We start from the raw sequence: 14,196 nt of genomic DNA, 5'->3' as shown, positions 1-14,196 counted from the left end.
CTGTAGTCCTTAACGGTTTTGCGACCTGTCTGAAGGTTGCGACACGGCGTCAGCACGGAGCGTGACCGCAAGTCGATCATTGCAGCCAGTAGATCATGAGGTAGAGGCCGATCCAGACCACGTCGACGAAGTGCCAGTAGTAGGACACGACGATCGCGGAGGTGGCCTGCGCCGGGGTGAAGCGGCCCATCGTGGAGCGGATCATGTAGATCAGGAAGGCGACCAGCCCGCCGGCCACGTGCAGCCCGTGGAAGCCGGTGGTGAGGTAGAACACCGAGCCGTACCCGTCGCCGTTGATCTTGATGCCGTGGTGGACCAGCTCGCGGTACTCGTTGATCTGCCCCAGCAGGAAGATCAGGCCCATCACGAAGGTGATGGTGAACCAGCGGCGCAGCGCGTGCACGTCACCCCGCTCCGCCGCGAACACCCCGATCTGGCAGGTGACCGAGGACGCCACCAGGATCGCGGTGAACACCGTCGCGTACGGGATGTTCAACGAGACGGTGTGCTTCTCCCACATGCTGTAGTCCGCCGCGCGGATGGAGAAGTACATCGCGAACAACGCCGCGAAGAACATGAGTTCGCTGGAGAGCCACACGATCGTCCCGACGCTGACCATGTTCGGTCGGGTCAGCGAGTGGATCCGGCTCTTGTCAATCGCTGGGGCCGCAGTCACGCGGTCATTATTGCTGCCGGTCAGCGCCCACGATCGGCGGGGTGGCAAACCCGACCCGGTAGCGGGCCGGATGAAGCCGACCGGCTGCGTTGACATAGCCTCGACGGCGTGGCAGAGGCCGAGCTGATCGTCGCCGTGGAGCCGTTCACCGTCTCCGCGTTGTTCACCGAGGTCCAGTTGAACAACTGGCTGGCGCTCGGGCTCGTGGTCGCCGCCGGGCTGTACCTCTACGGCGTCCACCGGCTGCGGCTGCGCGGGGACCGCTGGCCGGTGTCGCGGACCGTGCTGTTCATCGGCCCGGGTCTGGGCGGTATCGCGGCGGTCACGGTCAGTGGGCTGGGCGCGTACGACACCACCCTGCTGTCCGTGCACATGGTCCAGCACATGGTGCTGTCGATGATCGCGCCGATCTTCCTGGCCCTCGGCGCACCGGTCACCCTGGCGCTACGGACGCTCACCGGCGCACCCCGACGGCGGCTGCTCGCCGTCCTGCACAGCCGGTACGTACGGGTGGTCACGTTCCCGCTGGTCGCGTTCGGCCTGTTCGTCATCAACCCGTTTGTGCTGTATTTCACTGATCTGTACCGGTTGACCCTGGAGAGCACCCTCGCCCACGAGTTCGTCCACGCCCACTTCATCATGACCGGCTGCCTGTTCTTCTGGCCGCTGGTCGGGCTCGACCCGCTACCCGGCCGCTGGCCGTACCCGGCCCGGGCGCTGCTGATGGTGCTCTCCGTACCGTTCCACACCGTGCTCGGACTGACCGTCATGCAGAGCACCACCCTGTTCGGCGGCGACTGGTACCCGTCCCTCGGCCTGACCTGGGCCGACCCCTGGGCGGACCAGAAGGTGGCCGGCGGCGTCCTGTGGGCCGGTGGCGAGTTCGTCAGCGTCACCATGCTCGCCGTGCTCGTCGTGCAGTGGATGCGCCAGTCCGAGCGGGAGGCCCGGCGCGTCGACCGCGACCTCGACCGCCAGGAGGCCCGACTCAGCCGTGACCTCGAAGGCCGGGCAGTGCCGCAGGCCCCGGAGACGGTCGCCAGCGAGTGACGACGGTGGCCGCCGGGCCGGCCACCGGTACCGACCGCGACGGTGCCGGGCGGTACGATCGGCGCGCAGCTACGAGGTGGGAGTCGAGCGAGAAGATGACCGAACGCGTGCACACCGTCCTGCTCTACAGCGACGACCCGCAGGTGCGGGACCGGATGCGCCTGGCCGTCGGCACCCGACCCGCCAGCGACCTGACCGTCGAGTTCGTCGACGCCGCCAACTACGCCGAATGCATCCGGCTGGTCGACGAGTACGAGATCGACCTGCTGCTGCTCGACGGCGAGGCCACCCCCGGTGGCGGGCTCGGCATCGCCCGACAGATCAAGGACGACCGCGCCGACTCCCCGCCGACCTGCGTGGTGATCGCCCGGGCCGCCGACCGCTGGCTGGCCGCCTTCGCCGAGGTCGACGGCACCCTGATGCACCCGCTCGACCCGGTGACCACCGGGCAGACCGTCGCTGGCCTGCTCCGCCGGCGGGCCGGCAAGCTGCCGGCCGCCTGAGCCGCACCACCCACCCCCATCGCACCTGGGAGGCCCCCATGGGTGACCGGTCCTGGCCGAACCTGCTCCACACCCTGATCACGGGCGAGCAACTCGCCACCGCCGACACCAACTGGGCGATGGGCGAGATCATGGCGGGCTCCGCCACCCCCGCCCAGATCGCCGGGTTCGCCGTCGCGTTGCGCGCCAAGGGCGAGACCCCGGCGGAACTGGTCGGGCTGGTGGAGGCGATGCTCGCCAACGCCGTACCGGTCGGCCTGCCGGACGCGCTGCGCGCCGACGCGGTTGACGTGGTCGGCACCGGCGGCGACCGGGCACACACGGTGAACATCTCCACGATGGCCGCGCTCGTGGTGGCGGCCGCCGGCGCCCGGGTGGTCAAGCACGGTAACCGGGCCGCCTCCTCCTCCTGTGGCGCCGCCGACCTGCTGGAGCACTTCGGCATCCCACTGGATCTGGGCCCCGAGGGGGTCGCCCGGTGTGTCGCCGAGGCCGGCATCGCGTTCTGCTTCGCCGCCCGGTTCCACCCGGGGATGCGCCACACCGGCGTGACCCGGCGGGAGATCGGTGTGCCCACCGTGTTCAACTTCCTCGGTCCGCTGAGCAACCCGGCCCGGCCGAGGTCCGGTGCGATCGGTTGCTTCGACTCCCGGATGGCGCCGGTGATGGCCGAGGTGTTCGCCGCCCGGGGCGACACCGCGCTGGTGATGCGCGGCGACGACGGGCTCGACGAGCTGAGCACCGCCGCCCCGACCCGGGTCTGGTTCGCCGCCGACGGCCGGGTGCAGGCGATGGTCGTGGATGCCGCCGACGACCTCGGGGTGGCCCGCAGCGCCCCCGGTGACCTGCGTGGCGGGGATGTCCGCTTCAACGCCGAGGTGGCCCATCGGCTACTCGCCGGCGACACCGGCCCGGTCCGGGACGCGGTCCTGGTCAACGCGGCGGCCGCGCTCGCCGCGCACGCCGTACAGACCGGCGCGGCGTCGGCCGACACGCTGCTGCCCACGATGCGCGCCCAACTGGACCGTGCCGCGAAGGCGATCGACGACGGGGCGGCAGCGGCGTTGCTGGACCGCTGGGTGCAGGTCGCCCGGGCCGCCCGCGACGCCAGCGGGGACTGACCACGCACGGGACCACTGGGACCGATGAGCCTCCAGCGACATTTTCACAGCAAGTTACGTGGATATTCCCAGTAACGCCCCTTTTATCCACCAATCCAGTGACGTAGCGTAGTCGCTGACCGCAAGGACGCGGCGTCCACCGCTCCCTCCCCCCTTGAGGTCAGCGATGCTGCGGATCTTCCTTACCGCACTGATCGTCCTCGGCGCACTCTTCCTCGTTTCCCTGCTGGTCGCCTTCGGCTACGGCCTGCTCCGCCCCGAACGGGTCCGCCGCCGGGCCCGGACCGCCGACGCCGACCACCCCCGCTACGGCCCGGTACGCCACGACCAGGTCGCCGTCCTGATCGCCTGCCGCAACGGGGCCGGTACCATCGCCGCCGCGGTCACCGCCGCCCGCCGTACCGGGGCACCGGTCTTCGTCGTCTCCGACGCCTCGACCGACGACACCGCCCGGCAGGCCGCCGACGCCGGCGCCGAGGTGCTCGACCTGGCCACGAACGTCGGCAAACCGGCCGCGCTGCACGCCGGTTACCGCCACTTCCGGCTCGGTACGCGGTTCCGGGCGGTCGCGATCCTCGACGACGACGTGATCATCGCCGAGAACTTCGTCACCGAGACGTTGGCGACGATGACCGACCAGGTCGCGATCGCGGTCGGCCACAACGTCACCTGGTGGCCACGCGAGCACCGGTGGAACCCGTGGCTGGCCAAGCGGGCCTACAGCTACTGGAACTATCAACTCTTCCTGCGCCGGATCCAGAGCCACTTCAACGTGATGAACTGCATCTCCGGCTCCAACTCCCTGTACCGGGTGGAACTGCTCGACCGGGTCCTGCCGCAGCAGCCGCCGTACATCGTCGACGACACGTACTGGGTGTTGGAGACCCACCGTCGCGGGCTCGGCCGGGTCGTCTACGCCCCCCGCGCCACCGCGCTGCTGCAGGACCCGACCACGCTACGGGACTGGTACAAGCAGAACCTGCGGTGGCTCTGGGGCACCTTCCAGGGCATCCTCGGTCACCGGGTGGGCCGGCGGGTCAGCACCTTCGACTACGCGTACGTGCTGCTGATCCTGCACTGGGCGCTGTACGTGCTCGGTGCCCCGGTCACGCTGTGGGTCCTGGCCAGCGCCGGACCGGGCCTGGGCACCGGCCTGCTGCTGCTCGCCGCCGGGCAGGGCATCTGGGTGGCGTTGGTCGCCTGGCGGCTGCGCCACCCGCAACTGCTGCTCATGCTGCCGCTGATCATGGTCGCCGACCTGATCTACCGGGTGATCTTCGTCCACGCGGCGGTCAAGGCGGTACGGCAACCCACCGTCGACCGCTGTGTCTGGTCCTCACCGGAGCGGATCGGCACCCCCGCGACCGCATGAACCGCGCCCCTCGAAGGAGGTGAAAACATGTCCGCCAGCCAGGACCTTCCGGTCACCGGAGCGCCGGCCGCCGCCCTCGGGCTGATCGGTGCGCTCTCCCTCGCCATCGGTACGGCGCTGGTCACCGTCGCCCGCTGGGGTGCCGCCCTGCGTCGCCGCCGGGACCGGTGAACCAGTGTCGGTGTCAGTGCTCGGCGGTACGCCGGGTGCCCGTGTAGTACTCGAAGAGCAGGCCGGCCGCTGCCGCCGTCACCGACACCAGACCGAAGATGATCAGCCACCACTGCCAGAAGACCAAGCCGAGCCCGGCGATCGTGGCGGCCAGCGCCACCCCGAACGGCCAGTAGCTGCCGGGGCTGAAGAAGCCGACCTCACCGGCACCGTCGGCGACCTCGGCGTCCGGCCGGTCCTCGGGCCGCAGGTCGATGCGGCGCGACACGAACCAGAAGAACCCGCCGCACATCGTGCAGAGCAGGAACGACAGGATCAGCGCCACGGTGCCGATCCACTCGACGTGCCCCAACTGCCCGTACGTCCAGGCCGGGTAGACCCCGGACACGACGAGCAGGAACGCCGCGACGACGGCGAAGATCCGCCACTCGGTCTTCATTGCGGCTCCTCAGTTCCCCGCGCCCTGGGGGGCGCTCGCGTTGCCGAAGTTCTGCGCGTCCCGCTTGGTCTCGAACGGGAAGGTGGTGACCGCGTACGGCTCCTCCCCGATCGCCCGCAGCGCATCCTGGGTGGAGGCACCACCCTGCTTCTCGTCGAGGAACCGGTCGTACTGCTCCGGGCTGACCACCCGCAGTTCGAAGTTCATCATCGAGTGGTACGTGCCGCAGAGCTCGGCGCAGCGGCCGACGTAGGCACCGTTCTGCTGGATGGTCACCTCGAACTGGTTGCGGATGCTGCCCGGGAAGACGTCCCGCTTGAACAGCAGCTCCGGCACCCAGAACGAGTGGATCACGTCGGTGCTGGTCTCCTCGAACCGGACGGTCCGCTCGGAGGGGACCACCAGCACCGGGATGATGTCCGACGAACCGACCGTCGACGCGACCGTATTGGCGTCCTCGCCGACCCCGTCGCGATAGTTGAACTGCCAGTTCCACTTGAAGGCGACGACCTCGACGGTGACGTCCGGGTCCTCGCTGAGCCGGTCGACGTCGGTCTGCACCACGGCCGTGTAGTAGAACAGCACCGACACGACCAGGATCGGGGCGATGGTGTAGAGGAACTCCATCGGCATGTTGAACCGGGTCTGCACCGGCAGCTGGTCGCCCCGCTTGCGGTAGCGGATGATGCACCAGAAGATCAGGCCCCAGACGAACACACCGACGGCGAGCGCGGCGATGACCGACCCGATCCACAGGTCGTACATCTGGTTGGCCTGCGGGGTGATACCGCCCTGTGGCCAGCCGAAGCCGTCGAAGGCCGCGCCGACGTCACAGCCGGTGAGCAGGGTGAGCAGTGCGGCACCGCCGAGGCCCAGCCCGGCCACCCGCTGCGGCCGGCTGCGCCGACCGCGCCCCTGCCCGGCCCGCGCACGATCACCAGCGTCGGGCCGTACGCCCGTGCGCTGCGCTGCTGAATCCCTCGCGACCACCTGGTCCTGCCTCCCTGACGGCGTCACCGATGCCACCTGCGCGCCGGCGCGCGAGCACCGGGCACGTGTGGCGACATCAGCGACCAAAGGCGTCACCGACGGTCGCAGATTACTCGACCAGTCACGCCGAGATCGGCGAGGGGTCTTGATTGTCACCTGCCACGACTGCCGACGGTGGTCGAGGTGGGGCGTACCGTCGAGGGCTGTGAGCTATCTCGACGCAGCGACCGCCGCGCCGCTGCACCCGGTTGCCCGCGAGGCCCTGACGGCGGCGTTGGCCGACGGCTGGGCCGACCCGGCCCGGCTCTACTCCCAGGCCCGCCGGGCAGGTCAACTGCTGGACGCGGCCCGCGCGGCCACCGCCGAGACGCTGCGGGTCCGCGCCGACGAGATCTCGTTCACATCCAGCGGTACGGTCGCCGCGCACGCCGCCGTACTCGGCGGTCTCGCCGGGCGGCGCCGGGTCGGCCGGACCCTGGTGCACTCGGCGATCGAACACTCGGCGGTGCTGCACGCCGCGCGGCGCCACACCGACGCCGACGGCGAGGCGGTGTCCGTACCGGTGGACCGGCTCGGCCGGCTCGACCTGACCGAGTGGTCGGCGGCGGTGGCCCGGCCGGGTGTGGCGTTCGCCGCCCTGATCAGCGCCAGCCACGAGGTCGGCACCGTTCAGCCGGTCGCCGAGGCGGCGCGGGCCTGCGCCGCACACGGGGTGCCGTTGTACGTCGACGCAGCCCAGTCGGTGGGCCGGGTGCCGGTGCCCGACGGCTGGTCGGTGCTGTCGGCCAGCGCCCACAAGTGGGGCGGGTTGCCGGGCGTCGGGGTGCTGGCGGTCCGCAAGGGCACCCGCTGGGAGTCGCCCTACCCGGCCGACGAGCGCGAGTCCGGCCGTACCCCCGGGGTGCTGAACCTGCCGGCGGTGGTGGCGTCGGCGGCGGCCCTGCGCGCGGCGGCGGCCGAGGCCCACGCGCAGGCCGCCCGACTGTCGGCGCTGGTGGACCGGATCCGCGCGACGGTCGCCGCGACCGTGCCGGACGTGGAGGTGGTCGGCGACCCGACCGACCGGCTGCCGCACCTGGTCACCTTCTCCTGCCTGTACGTCGACGGCGAGGCACTGCTGCACGCGCTGGACCGGCGCGGGCACGCCGTCTCCTCCGGTTCGTCGTGTACCGCGTCGACGCTGCGCCCGTCGCACGTGCTGGAGGCGATGGGGGTGCTGTCGCACGGCAACGTCCGGGTCTCACTGCACTCCGACACCACCGAGGCCGACGTGGACCGGTTCCTGGCCGACCTGCCGCAGGTGGTGGCCGACCTGCGGGCCGAGGCCGGAGTGGTCGGCCTGTGACCGACGACGACGCGGTGCTGCGGCCCTCAGGTGACGCGGCGGTGGAGACCATCGACTGCCTCGGTCAACGCTGCCCGCTGCCGGTGATCGCGCTGGCCCGGCGGCTGCCGCAGCTGCCGGTCGGGTCGGTGGTGCGGGTGCTGGCCGACGATCCGGCCGCCGCCCTGGACATCCCGGCCTGGTGCCGGATCCGCGGCCAGGAGTTCGTGGCCGCCTCGACCGTCGGCGGCTCCCCCGCCTTCGACATCCGCCGCACCCACTGACCAACGCCGGACCCATTGGCCTCCGCCGGACCCATTGGCCTCCGCCGGACTCACTGGCCGACGCCACGGGTCGACCGACGCCCGGGACACCTACTGCGACATGTCGGTATACCTGTGAGGAATAATTATTCCTCACAGGTATACCGCTGGGATCCGTGCCTGGCCCGGGTCGGCGCGCTGGACCTTGGATCGGCGCGCTTGGCCTGGACCGGCGGCAGCTGCTCCGGGCCGGCGTCATGCGTGCGAGGATGGCGGGCGTGAGTGCAGAAAACGGGTGGAGCAAACTGCTGGAGTCCAACCCAGGGCACTCACAGTGGTACGTCGACCGGTTCCGGTCGCTGGCGCGCGACGGTGTCGACCTCGACGGTGAGGCACGGCTGGTCGACGCGATGCTGCCGCGTACCGCGCGGGTGCTGGACGCCGGCTGCGGACCCGGCCGGGTCGGCGCGGCGCTGGCCGCCGCCGGTCACGACGTCGTCGGCGTCGACCTGGACCCGGTGCTGATCGATGCCGCCCGGCAGGACCACCCCGGCCCGCGGTGGCTGGTCGGCGACCTGGCCGAGCTGGACCTGCCCGCACAGGGCATCACCGACGGCTTCGACGCGATCGTCAGCGCCGGCAACGTCATGACGTTCCTGGCGCCGGACACCCGCCAGGAGGTGCTGCGCCGGATGCGGCTGCACCTGCGCGACGGCGGCCGGATCGTGGTCGGGTTCGGCACCGACCGGGGCTACCCGGTCACCGACTTCCTGGCCGACATGCACGCCGCCGATCTGGTCGAGGATCTGCTGCTGGCGACCTGGGACCTGCGCCCGTACCGCGACGACTCCGATTTCCTGGTCGCGGTGCTGCGACCGGCCTGACCTCCGCGGTTCAGGTCAGCTGGCGACCGTCGGGCGGGTCGACCCACACCAGCTGTACGGGGTGGACCATCCCGTACAGCCGCAGTGCTGCCTTGATGCCGCTGAACGGATTGGGGAGACCGCCGTTGGTGGGCACGACCACGGCTTCGTCGTCAAACGCCAGACCCCATCCGAGCACCCGACTGTCCTCGCTGCCCTCGGTCTCCTCGCAGATAGCGAAGCGCGCCGGCGGCTCCCCGTGTAGGTCTTCCAGCAGCCCGCGCTGCTCGTCATCAAACCCAGACAACCATGGCCCTTCGTTCCCGTCCACTACACGCTCCCCTCCATCGGCGGCTAGACGTCTAGCGTAAGTAGTTGCCTCGAGATTGGCAATAGGCAATGATGACTGCATCGCTAGCGGAAGGCGGGAGTGATGAGCACACGGATGGACCCCTCGGCGCTGCGCTGGCTGATCGGCGCCGAGCTGAGTCGCTACCGGCGCGACGTGCCGATGTCGCTGAGTGAACTGTCCGCCGAGACGGGGATCGGCAAACCCAAGCTCGGGCACATGGAGACCGGCCGCTACCAGCAGTTCCCGGACGACATCGCCAAGGTGCTGCGGACCTGCGGCGCCGATCAGCCGACGATCGAACGGCTCACCTCGCTGGCCGGCCGGTCGGATGCCAAGACCTGGTGGGCTCCCTGGGCGAACGTCGTGCCCGACTGGTTCCGGACCTACGTCGGGTTGGAAGGACTGGCCGACAGCGCGTTCGTCTTCGAGTCGATGGTGCTCCCCGGCCTGCTGCAGACCGAGGAGTACGCCCAGGCGCTCACCCTCGGCACCGGGTTCGTCCGGCCCGACCACGCTGAACGGTTCGTGTCGTTCCGTCAGGCCAGAGCCCGCCGGCTCACCGACGACGAGCCACTGACGCTGCACGCGGTGATCGGCGAGGCGGCGCTGCGGTTGCGGGTCAACGGCGACAACACCAGGCGCGCACAACTGCGGCACCTGGCCGACCTCGCCAGCCTGCCGCATGTCACCGTCCAGATCCTCCGGCCCGAGGACGGGCCGCATGCCGCTACGCCGCTCGGCAAGTTCGTGGTGCTGGACTTCGACCGGGTCCGGCCGATCGCCTACACCGAACTGCTCGACGGTGCCATGTACATCCAGGACCCGGACGGTGTCCGCACTTATACGATGGTGGCGGACAACCTGCGTCAGGCCGCTCTCTCGCCCGCCGATTCCCGCGCGCTGATCCGGGAGCTGGCCGACGCGGCATAGCGCTGGAGGCTGTCATGCCCACCCCCGACCTGACCACCGCCCGCTGGTTCACCAGCAGCCGCAGCGCCAACAACGGCGACTGCGTCGAGTGCGCCGTACTGCCGGACGCTGTCGCGGTCCGCGACAGCAAGGACCGCACCGGGCCGACGCTGCTCTTCTCCGCTGACCAGTGGACCGCGTTCGTCACTCGATTGGCTGCTGATCATGTTGGCTGACCCGACAGCGACCGCCCCGACCTGCGCGACGCCCGAAGTGCCCGCGTAAGCAGGCCCCAAGGGCGGTTGCGGGGACCTGAAAGGACGGTGATGGCGACGGTCCCCGATCACGCTGTGCTCGACTGGGTCGCTGGAATGATCGGCGGCGACGCGACTGTCCGGGTGGTGCGCGGACTGCGGGCAGGCGACAATCCGTGGCTGCTGCGGATCACGCAGCGCGGCCGTACCACCGAAGCGGTGCTCAAGACGGTCGACCCGGCGCGTCCCGCCCGGCTGTTCACCGAGATCGCCGCACTCCGGCTCGCTGAGGAACAGGGCGTAGCGGCACCGAGGATCATCGGATACGACACCGGCGACACAGGATCTGGGAGCGCCGCGCTCCTGCAGACCGTTGTGCCTGGTCGTAGTGCGATACCGATCGAGCCGACCGCCGCCCGGCTACGGGCCATGGGCGCGGTGGCAGGGGCCCTACGCACCATCGCCGTCGAGCCTTCGCCGCAGTTGCCGGTACGCACCCGACCGATCGCGGCGCGGGACTTCGCCCGGGAGCGGGCCGCCGGCACCGACCGTACGACCCCGCTGCTGCGCTACGCCGACGAGCGGATCCGGCGGCACCCGGTGCCGGTCGGCGATCTGGTACTGGTACACGGCGACCTGTGGCAGGGCAACCTGATGTGGACCGGCGACGCCGTCGCCGGGCTGATCGACTGGGACATGGCCGGAGTCGGCGACAACGGCATCGACCTGTCCGCGCTGCGGCTGGACGCGGCGCTGATGTTCGGCGGGAACGCAGCAGACCAGGTTCTCGCCGGCTGGGCCGACGTCACCGGCGTACGCCCGCAGTCACTCGCCTACTGGGACGCGGTCGCAGCGCAGAACCTGCCCAGCGATCTGGCGCTGTCTCTCGCCACGATCCACGCCCAGGGCCGCGACGACCTGTCGGCGGCGACCCTCAACGCCCGCCGTGACGCCTTCCTCACCGCCGCGCTGAACCGGCTGGGATAGCTGGCCGATCAGGTTGAAGATCAATGTGAGCGCTATGGGTGTCAACCAGCGTGGATGAGACCCATGGCGCTCACATTGATCTTGGCGCTGACCCGCGACGGGCCGACGGCCGAGCTGCTACGTACGTCAGGCGGGCAGGAAGGGGCGGACGTCCTCGGCGGCGGCGTCGCCGTAGGAGTCGGCGAGACGCTTGAGGAAGATGTCCGGCTTGACGTCGTACTCCTGCGGGCCGGTGGTCTCCAGCACCAGCGCGGCGACCAGGCAGCCGACCTGCGCGGCCCGCTCCAGGCCGAGACCCCAGCCGAGCGCGGCGAAGAAACCGGCCCGGAACCCGTCACCGACACCGGTCGGGTCGTCGGCGACGACGTCGCGGGCCACCGGTACGTGGATCCGCTCGATGCCCCGGCCGGTGATCTCCACCCCGTCGGCGCCGAGCGTGGTGACCCGTACCGTCACCAGGTCGAGCAGCTGGTCGCCGCTGAGGCCGACCTTGCTCTCCAGCAGCGACCGCTCGTACTCGTTGGTCAGCAGATATTCTGCTCCGTCGATGAGCTGCCGGACATCCTCGCCGCTCATCCGGGCCAGCTGCTGCGACGGGTCGGCGGCGAACCGGTAGCCCCGGTCGCGGCACTCGGCCGAGTGGCGCAGCATCGCCGCCGGGTCGTTGGCGCTGACCAGCACCAGGTCGAGCCCACCGACCCGGGCGGCGACCGGAGCCAGCTCGATGTTGCGGGCCTCGCTCATCGCGCCGGCGTAGAAGGAGGCGATCTGGCACAGGTCGTCGTCGGTGGTGCAGACGAACCGGGCCGTGTGCGCCAACTCGCTGACGTGTACCGAGTCGCAGTCGACGCCGTGGCGTTCCAGCCAGGAGCGGTAGTCGGCGAAGTCGGCACCGACCGCACCGAGCAGGACCGGCCGCAGGCCGAGCTGGGCCATCCCGAAGGAGATGTTCGCCGCCACCCCGCCCCGGCGGACGACGAGGTCGTCGACGAGGAACGACAGGGAGACCTTGTCCAGCTGGTCGGCGATCAGCTGACCGGCGAACCGGCCCGGGAAGTGCATCAGGTGGTCGGTGGCGATCGAGCCGGTGACGGCGATCTTCATGAGGGCCCTCGTGTGTCGGGGGTATGAAAAACGTGCGTCGGCCAGCTTACCGGCACGGGGGCGATCAGAACCCGTACCAGTCTCAATTGAGCACGATCTCCCCACACGTGACCGTCCGGTGCCGGCGGACCGGCCCGGACGGTGACGCGACCGACGGGATCAGTGGAAGGAGTCGCCGCAGGCGCAGGAGTTCTGCGCGTTCGGGTTGTCGATCGTGAAGCCCTGGGCGTCGATCCGGTCGGCGAAGTCGATCTTCGCGCCGGCAAGGTACGGGGCGCTCATCCGGTCCACCACGACCTCGACGCCGCCGAAGTCACTGACGACGTCCCCGTCCAACGAGCGCTCGTCGAAGAACAGCTGGTACCGCAGGCCCGAGCAGCCACCCGGCTGGACGGCGACCCGCAGCCGCAGGTCGTCGCGGCCCTCCTGGTCGAGCAGGGCCTTGACCTTCTCGGCCGCCATGTCGGTGAGGACGATGGTGGTCGAGGCGGCGGTCTCGGCCGTTTCGGACTGGGCTGATGTGCTCACGAGTTGGTCTCCCCTGCGACGGTGCGTATTCGTCCGTATCAGGTAACGCTAACCGCCCCGGCGGCGATTCCCAATCCGGCACCGACAATCTGTCCGTGACGAGCCACCAGTGTCACGCTCCTCATGACCGGACGGCCGGTCAGCGGCTCCACTGACCGGCCAGCCGAGCGGCGATCCGGCGCAGCCCCTCGGCCGGGCGGGCCAGCGCCTGCTCCAGCCCGCCACCCGTCTCCCCCCCGAAGTGGTCGACCAGGGCGTACGTCTCGGTGACCCCGGCCGCGGCGGCCTCCCGTCGGCCGGTGGCAACCTGGCCGGCCAGCACCACGCAGGGCAGTCCCCGGTCCCGGGCGGCACCGGCCACCCCCGCGACCACCTTGCCGCGCAGCGACTGGTGGTCGAACGACCCTTCGCCGGTGACCACCAGATCCGCCGCGTCCAGCGCGGCGTCCAGCCCGATCAGCCCGGTGACCAGCGCGATGCCGGATTCGCAGCGGCCGCCGAGGGCGAGCAGGGCGGCCCCGAGGCCACCGGCGGCGCCGGCTCCGGGCAGCGCCGCCAGCTGCGGGGGGCAGCCGGGCAGGCCGGCGACCAGGACGCCGGCGAAGCGTTCCAGCGCGGCGTCGAGCAGCAGTACGTCGGCCCGGTCGGCGCCCTTCTGCGGCCCGTACACGTTGCTGGCCCCGTGCAGCCCGGTCAGCGGATTGTCGACGTCGGTCGCCGCGACCAGTTCGACGCCCCGCAGCCGGGGTACGCCGTCCAGGGACTCGGCGGCGGCGAGCGCCGCACCGCCGTACGGCAGGGCGTAGCCGGCGGGGTCCAGCGGGGTGACGCCGATCGCGGCGAGCATGCCGGCCCCGGCGTCGTTGGTGGCCGAACCACCGAGCCCGACGACGATCCGGCGGGCCCCGTGCTCGACCGCCGCGAGCACCAGCACACCGAGGCCGTACGAGGTGGTGTGTTTCGGGTCACGCTCGGTCGGGGTCAGCAGGTGCAGGCCGCACGCCTGGGCGCTCTCCACGTACGCGGTCCGCCCGGCCGGGTCGTCGACCAGCAGGATCTCCCCGGCGACCGGCCGGCCCAGCGGGTCGACGGTGGGTACGGCGACCCGCCGCCCGCCGGTCGACCCGGCCAGGGCGTCGACGAAGCCCGGTCCCCCGTCGGACAGCGGCAGCTCCACGAGTTCGTCGATAGGTGCCCGGTCCCGCCAGCCGGCGGCGACGGCGGCCGCCACCTCGGGAGCGGTGAGGGTGCCGGCGAACTTGTCCGGACAGATCAGGACCCGCATGGTCT

The 14,196-nt window shown here is 70.9% G+C and carries 18 protein-coding genes; 11 read left to right on the top strand and 7 right to left on the bottom strand.

The features are described from left to right. Positions 1–76 precede the first annotated feature (76 nt). Positions 77–676, bottom strand: coding sequence for a cytochrome c oxidase subunit 3 (locus tag ACN28F_RS26725; RefSeq protein ID WP_282228363.1), 600 nt, complete (start codon positions 674–676; stop codon positions 77–79). Between the two features lie 108 nt (positions 677–784). Here ACN28F_RS26725 and ACN28F_RS26720 point away from each other — a divergent pair, with 108 nt between their 5' ends. From ACN28F_RS26720 to ACN28F_RS26700, 5 genes are all read left to right on the top strand, one after another. After that, entirely contained in the window at positions 785–1,726 is a 942-nt protein-coding gene (locus ACN28F_RS26720) for a cytochrome c oxidase assembly protein (RefSeq protein WP_289210596.1), read from the top strand. 95 nt (positions 1,727–1,821) lie between these two features. Further along, positions 1,822–2,229, top strand: coding sequence for a hypothetical protein (locus ACN28F_RS26715; RefSeq protein ID WP_289210595.1), 408 nt, complete (start codon positions 1,822–1,824; stop codon positions 2,227–2,229). A gap of 38 nt (positions 2,230–2,267) precedes the next feature. Next, the gene (gene trpD, locus ACN28F_RS26710; protein ID WP_421360225.1) at positions 2,268–3,350 is read left to right on the top strand and encodes an anthranilate phosphoribosyltransferase; all 1,083 of its coding nucleotides are present in this window, start codon (positions 2,268–2,270) and stop codon (positions 3,348–3,350) included. 166 nt (positions 3,351–3,516) lie between these two features. After that, positions 3,517–4,722, top strand: a complete 1,206-nt coding sequence (locus ACN28F_RS26705) for a glycosyltransferase (protein ID WP_289210593.1) — start codon at positions 3,517–3,519, stop codon at positions 4,720–4,722. A gap of 27 nt (positions 4,723–4,749) precedes the next feature. Beyond that, complete coding sequence (locus ACN28F_RS26700; protein WP_282228368.1) at positions 4,750–4,893, top strand: hypothetical protein; 144 nt, start codon at positions 4,750–4,752, stop codon at positions 4,891–4,893. A 13-nt stretch (positions 4,894–4,906) separates the two neighbouring features. Here the strand turns inward: ACN28F_RS26700 and ACN28F_RS26695 are convergent, their stop codons facing one another. After that, positions 4,907–5,332, bottom strand: coding sequence for a cytochrome c oxidase subunit 4 (locus ACN28F_RS26695; RefSeq protein WP_289210592.1), 426 nt, complete (start codon positions 5,330–5,332; stop codon positions 4,907–4,909). A 9-nt stretch (positions 5,333–5,341) separates the two neighbouring features. Beyond that, positions 5,342–6,322, bottom strand: a complete 981-nt coding sequence (gene coxB, locus ACN28F_RS26690; protein ID WP_289210591.1) for a cytochrome c oxidase subunit II — start codon at positions 6,320–6,322, stop codon at positions 5,342–5,344. Positions 6,323–6,527: 205 nt separating this feature from the next. Between coxB and ACN28F_RS26685 the strand changes: the two genes are divergently transcribed. The 3 genes from ACN28F_RS26685 (at position 6,528) to ACN28F_RS26675 (ending at position 8,793) form a co-directional block, all read left to right on the top strand. Continuing rightward, positions 6,528–7,667, top strand: a complete 1,140-nt coding sequence (locus tag ACN28F_RS26685; protein WP_289210590.1) for a cysteine desulfurase family protein — start codon at positions 6,528–6,530, stop codon at positions 7,665–7,667. Further along, the gene (locus tag ACN28F_RS26680) at positions 7,664–7,930 is read left to right on the top strand and encodes a sulfurtransferase TusA family protein (protein ID WP_421360222.1); all 267 of its coding nucleotides are present in this window, start codon (positions 7,664–7,666) and stop codon (positions 7,928–7,930) included. The genes ACN28F_RS26685 and ACN28F_RS26680 overlap by 4 nt, the downstream gene beginning before the upstream one ends. 248 nt (positions 7,931–8,178) lie before the next feature. Further along, positions 8,179–8,793: a class I SAM-dependent methyltransferase gene (locus ACN28F_RS26675; protein WP_421360221.1), complete on the top strand. Its 615-nt coding sequence runs from the start codon at positions 8,179–8,181 to the stop codon at positions 8,791–8,793. A gap of 10 nt (positions 8,794–8,803) precedes the next feature. On the opposite strand, the gene ACN28F_RS26670 is transcribed toward ACN28F_RS26675, so the two are convergent. Further along, positions 8,804–9,103 (bottom strand): hypothetical protein, encoded by a 300-nt coding sequence (locus ACN28F_RS26670; RefSeq protein ID WP_421360219.1) that lies wholly within the window; start codon positions 9,101–9,103, stop codon positions 8,804–8,806. Between the two features lie 102 nt (positions 9,104–9,205). Between ACN28F_RS26670 and ACN28F_RS26665 the strand changes: the two genes are divergently transcribed. The 3 genes from ACN28F_RS26665 to ACN28F_RS26655 all read left to right on the top strand — a co-directional run bounded on the left by ACN28F_RS26665 (position 9,206) and on the right by ACN28F_RS26655 (position 11,274). Continuing rightward, complete coding sequence (locus tag ACN28F_RS26665; RefSeq protein ID WP_281550756.1) at positions 9,206–10,054, top strand: helix-turn-helix domain-containing protein; 849 nt, start codon at positions 9,206–9,208, stop codon at positions 10,052–10,054. A gap of 14 nt (positions 10,055–10,068) precedes the next feature. Next, complete coding sequence (locus ACN28F_RS26660) at positions 10,069–10,269, top strand: DUF397 domain-containing protein (RefSeq protein WP_421360217.1); 201 nt, start codon at positions 10,069–10,071, stop codon at positions 10,267–10,269. A gap of 90 nt (positions 10,270–10,359) precedes the next feature. Beyond that, the gene (locus ACN28F_RS26655; protein ID WP_289210585.1) at positions 10,360–11,274 is read left to right on the top strand and encodes an aminoglycoside phosphotransferase family protein; all 915 of its coding nucleotides are present in this window, start codon (positions 10,360–10,362) and stop codon (positions 11,272–11,274) included. A gap of 126 nt (positions 11,275–11,400) precedes the next feature. Here the strand turns inward: ACN28F_RS26655 and ACN28F_RS26650 are convergent, their stop codons facing one another. The 3 genes from ACN28F_RS26650 to ACN28F_RS26640 form a co-directional block, all read right to left on the bottom strand. Further along, positions 11,401–12,378, bottom strand: coding sequence for a carbohydrate kinase family protein (locus ACN28F_RS26650; protein WP_289210584.1), 978 nt, complete (start codon positions 12,376–12,378; stop codon positions 11,401–11,403). Positions 12,379–12,537: 159 nt separating this feature from the next. After that, positions 12,538–12,906, bottom strand: coding sequence for an iron-sulfur cluster insertion protein ErpA (gene erpA, locus ACN28F_RS26645; RefSeq protein WP_289210583.1), 369 nt, complete (start codon positions 12,904–12,906; stop codon positions 12,538–12,540). Between the two features lie 139 nt (positions 12,907–13,045). Next, positions 13,046–14,191, bottom strand: coding sequence for a glycerate kinase (locus tag ACN28F_RS26640; protein ID WP_421360215.1), 1,146 nt, complete (start codon positions 14,189–14,191; stop codon positions 13,046–13,048). Positions 14,192–14,196: the final 5 nt, after the last annotated feature.

Origin of the sequence: Solwaraspora sp. WMMA2101, from assembly GCF_049179175.1 — a bacterium.
Classification (GTDB): domain Bacteria; phylum Actinomycetota; class Actinomycetes; order Mycobacteriales; family Micromonosporaceae; genus Micromonospora_E.
The sequence above is the reverse complement of the archived record's forward strand: the minus strand, read 5'-3'. Positions and strand labels throughout refer to the sequence as shown.

What these genes read in the sequence shown, in the direction of transcription:
- ACN28F_RS26660 (WP_421360217.1), top strand. Translation starts at nt 10,069, where the DNA reads ATGCCCACCCCCGACCTGACCACCGCCCGCTGGTTCACCAGCAGCCGC.
- ACN28F_RS26715 (WP_289210595.1), top strand. Translation starts at nt 1,822, where the DNA reads ATGACCGAACGCGTGCACACCGTCCTGCTCTACAGCGACGACCCGCAG.
- ACN28F_RS26665 (WP_281550756.1), top strand. Translation starts at nt 9,206, where the DNA reads ATGAGCACACGGATGGACCCCTCGGCGCTGCGCTGGCTGATCGGCGCC.
- ACN28F_RS26640 (WP_421360215.1), bottom strand. Translation starts at nt 14,191, where the DNA reads ATGCGGGTCCTGATCTGTCCGGACAAGTTCGCCGGCACCCTCACCGCT.
- ACN28F_RS26700 (WP_282228368.1), top strand. Translation starts at nt 4,750, where the DNA reads ATGTCCGCCAGCCAGGACCTTCCGGTCACCGGAGCGCCGGCCGCCGCC.
- trpD (WP_421360225.1), top strand. Translation starts at nt 2,268, where the DNA reads ATGGGTGACCGGTCCTGGCCGAACCTGCTCCACACCCTGATCACGGGC.
- ACN28F_RS26650 (WP_289210584.1), bottom strand. Translation starts at nt 12,378, where the DNA reads ATGAAGATCGCCGTCACCGGCTCGATCGCCACCGACCACCTGATGCAC.
- ACN28F_RS26655 (WP_289210585.1), top strand. Translation starts at nt 10,360, where the DNA reads ATGGCGACGGTCCCCGATCACGCTGTGCTCGACTGGGTCGCTGGAATG.
- ACN28F_RS26695 (WP_289210592.1), bottom strand. Translation starts at nt 5,332, where the DNA reads ATGAAGACCGAGTGGCGGATCTTCGCCGTCGTCGCGGCGTTCCTGCTC.
- ACN28F_RS26705 (WP_289210593.1), top strand. Translation starts at nt 3,517, where the DNA reads ATGCTGCGGATCTTCCTTACCGCACTGATCGTCCTCGGCGCACTCTTC.
- ACN28F_RS26675 (WP_421360221.1), top strand. Translation starts at nt 8,179, where the DNA reads ATGGCGGGCGTGAGTGCAGAAAACGGGTGGAGCAAACTGCTGGAGTCC.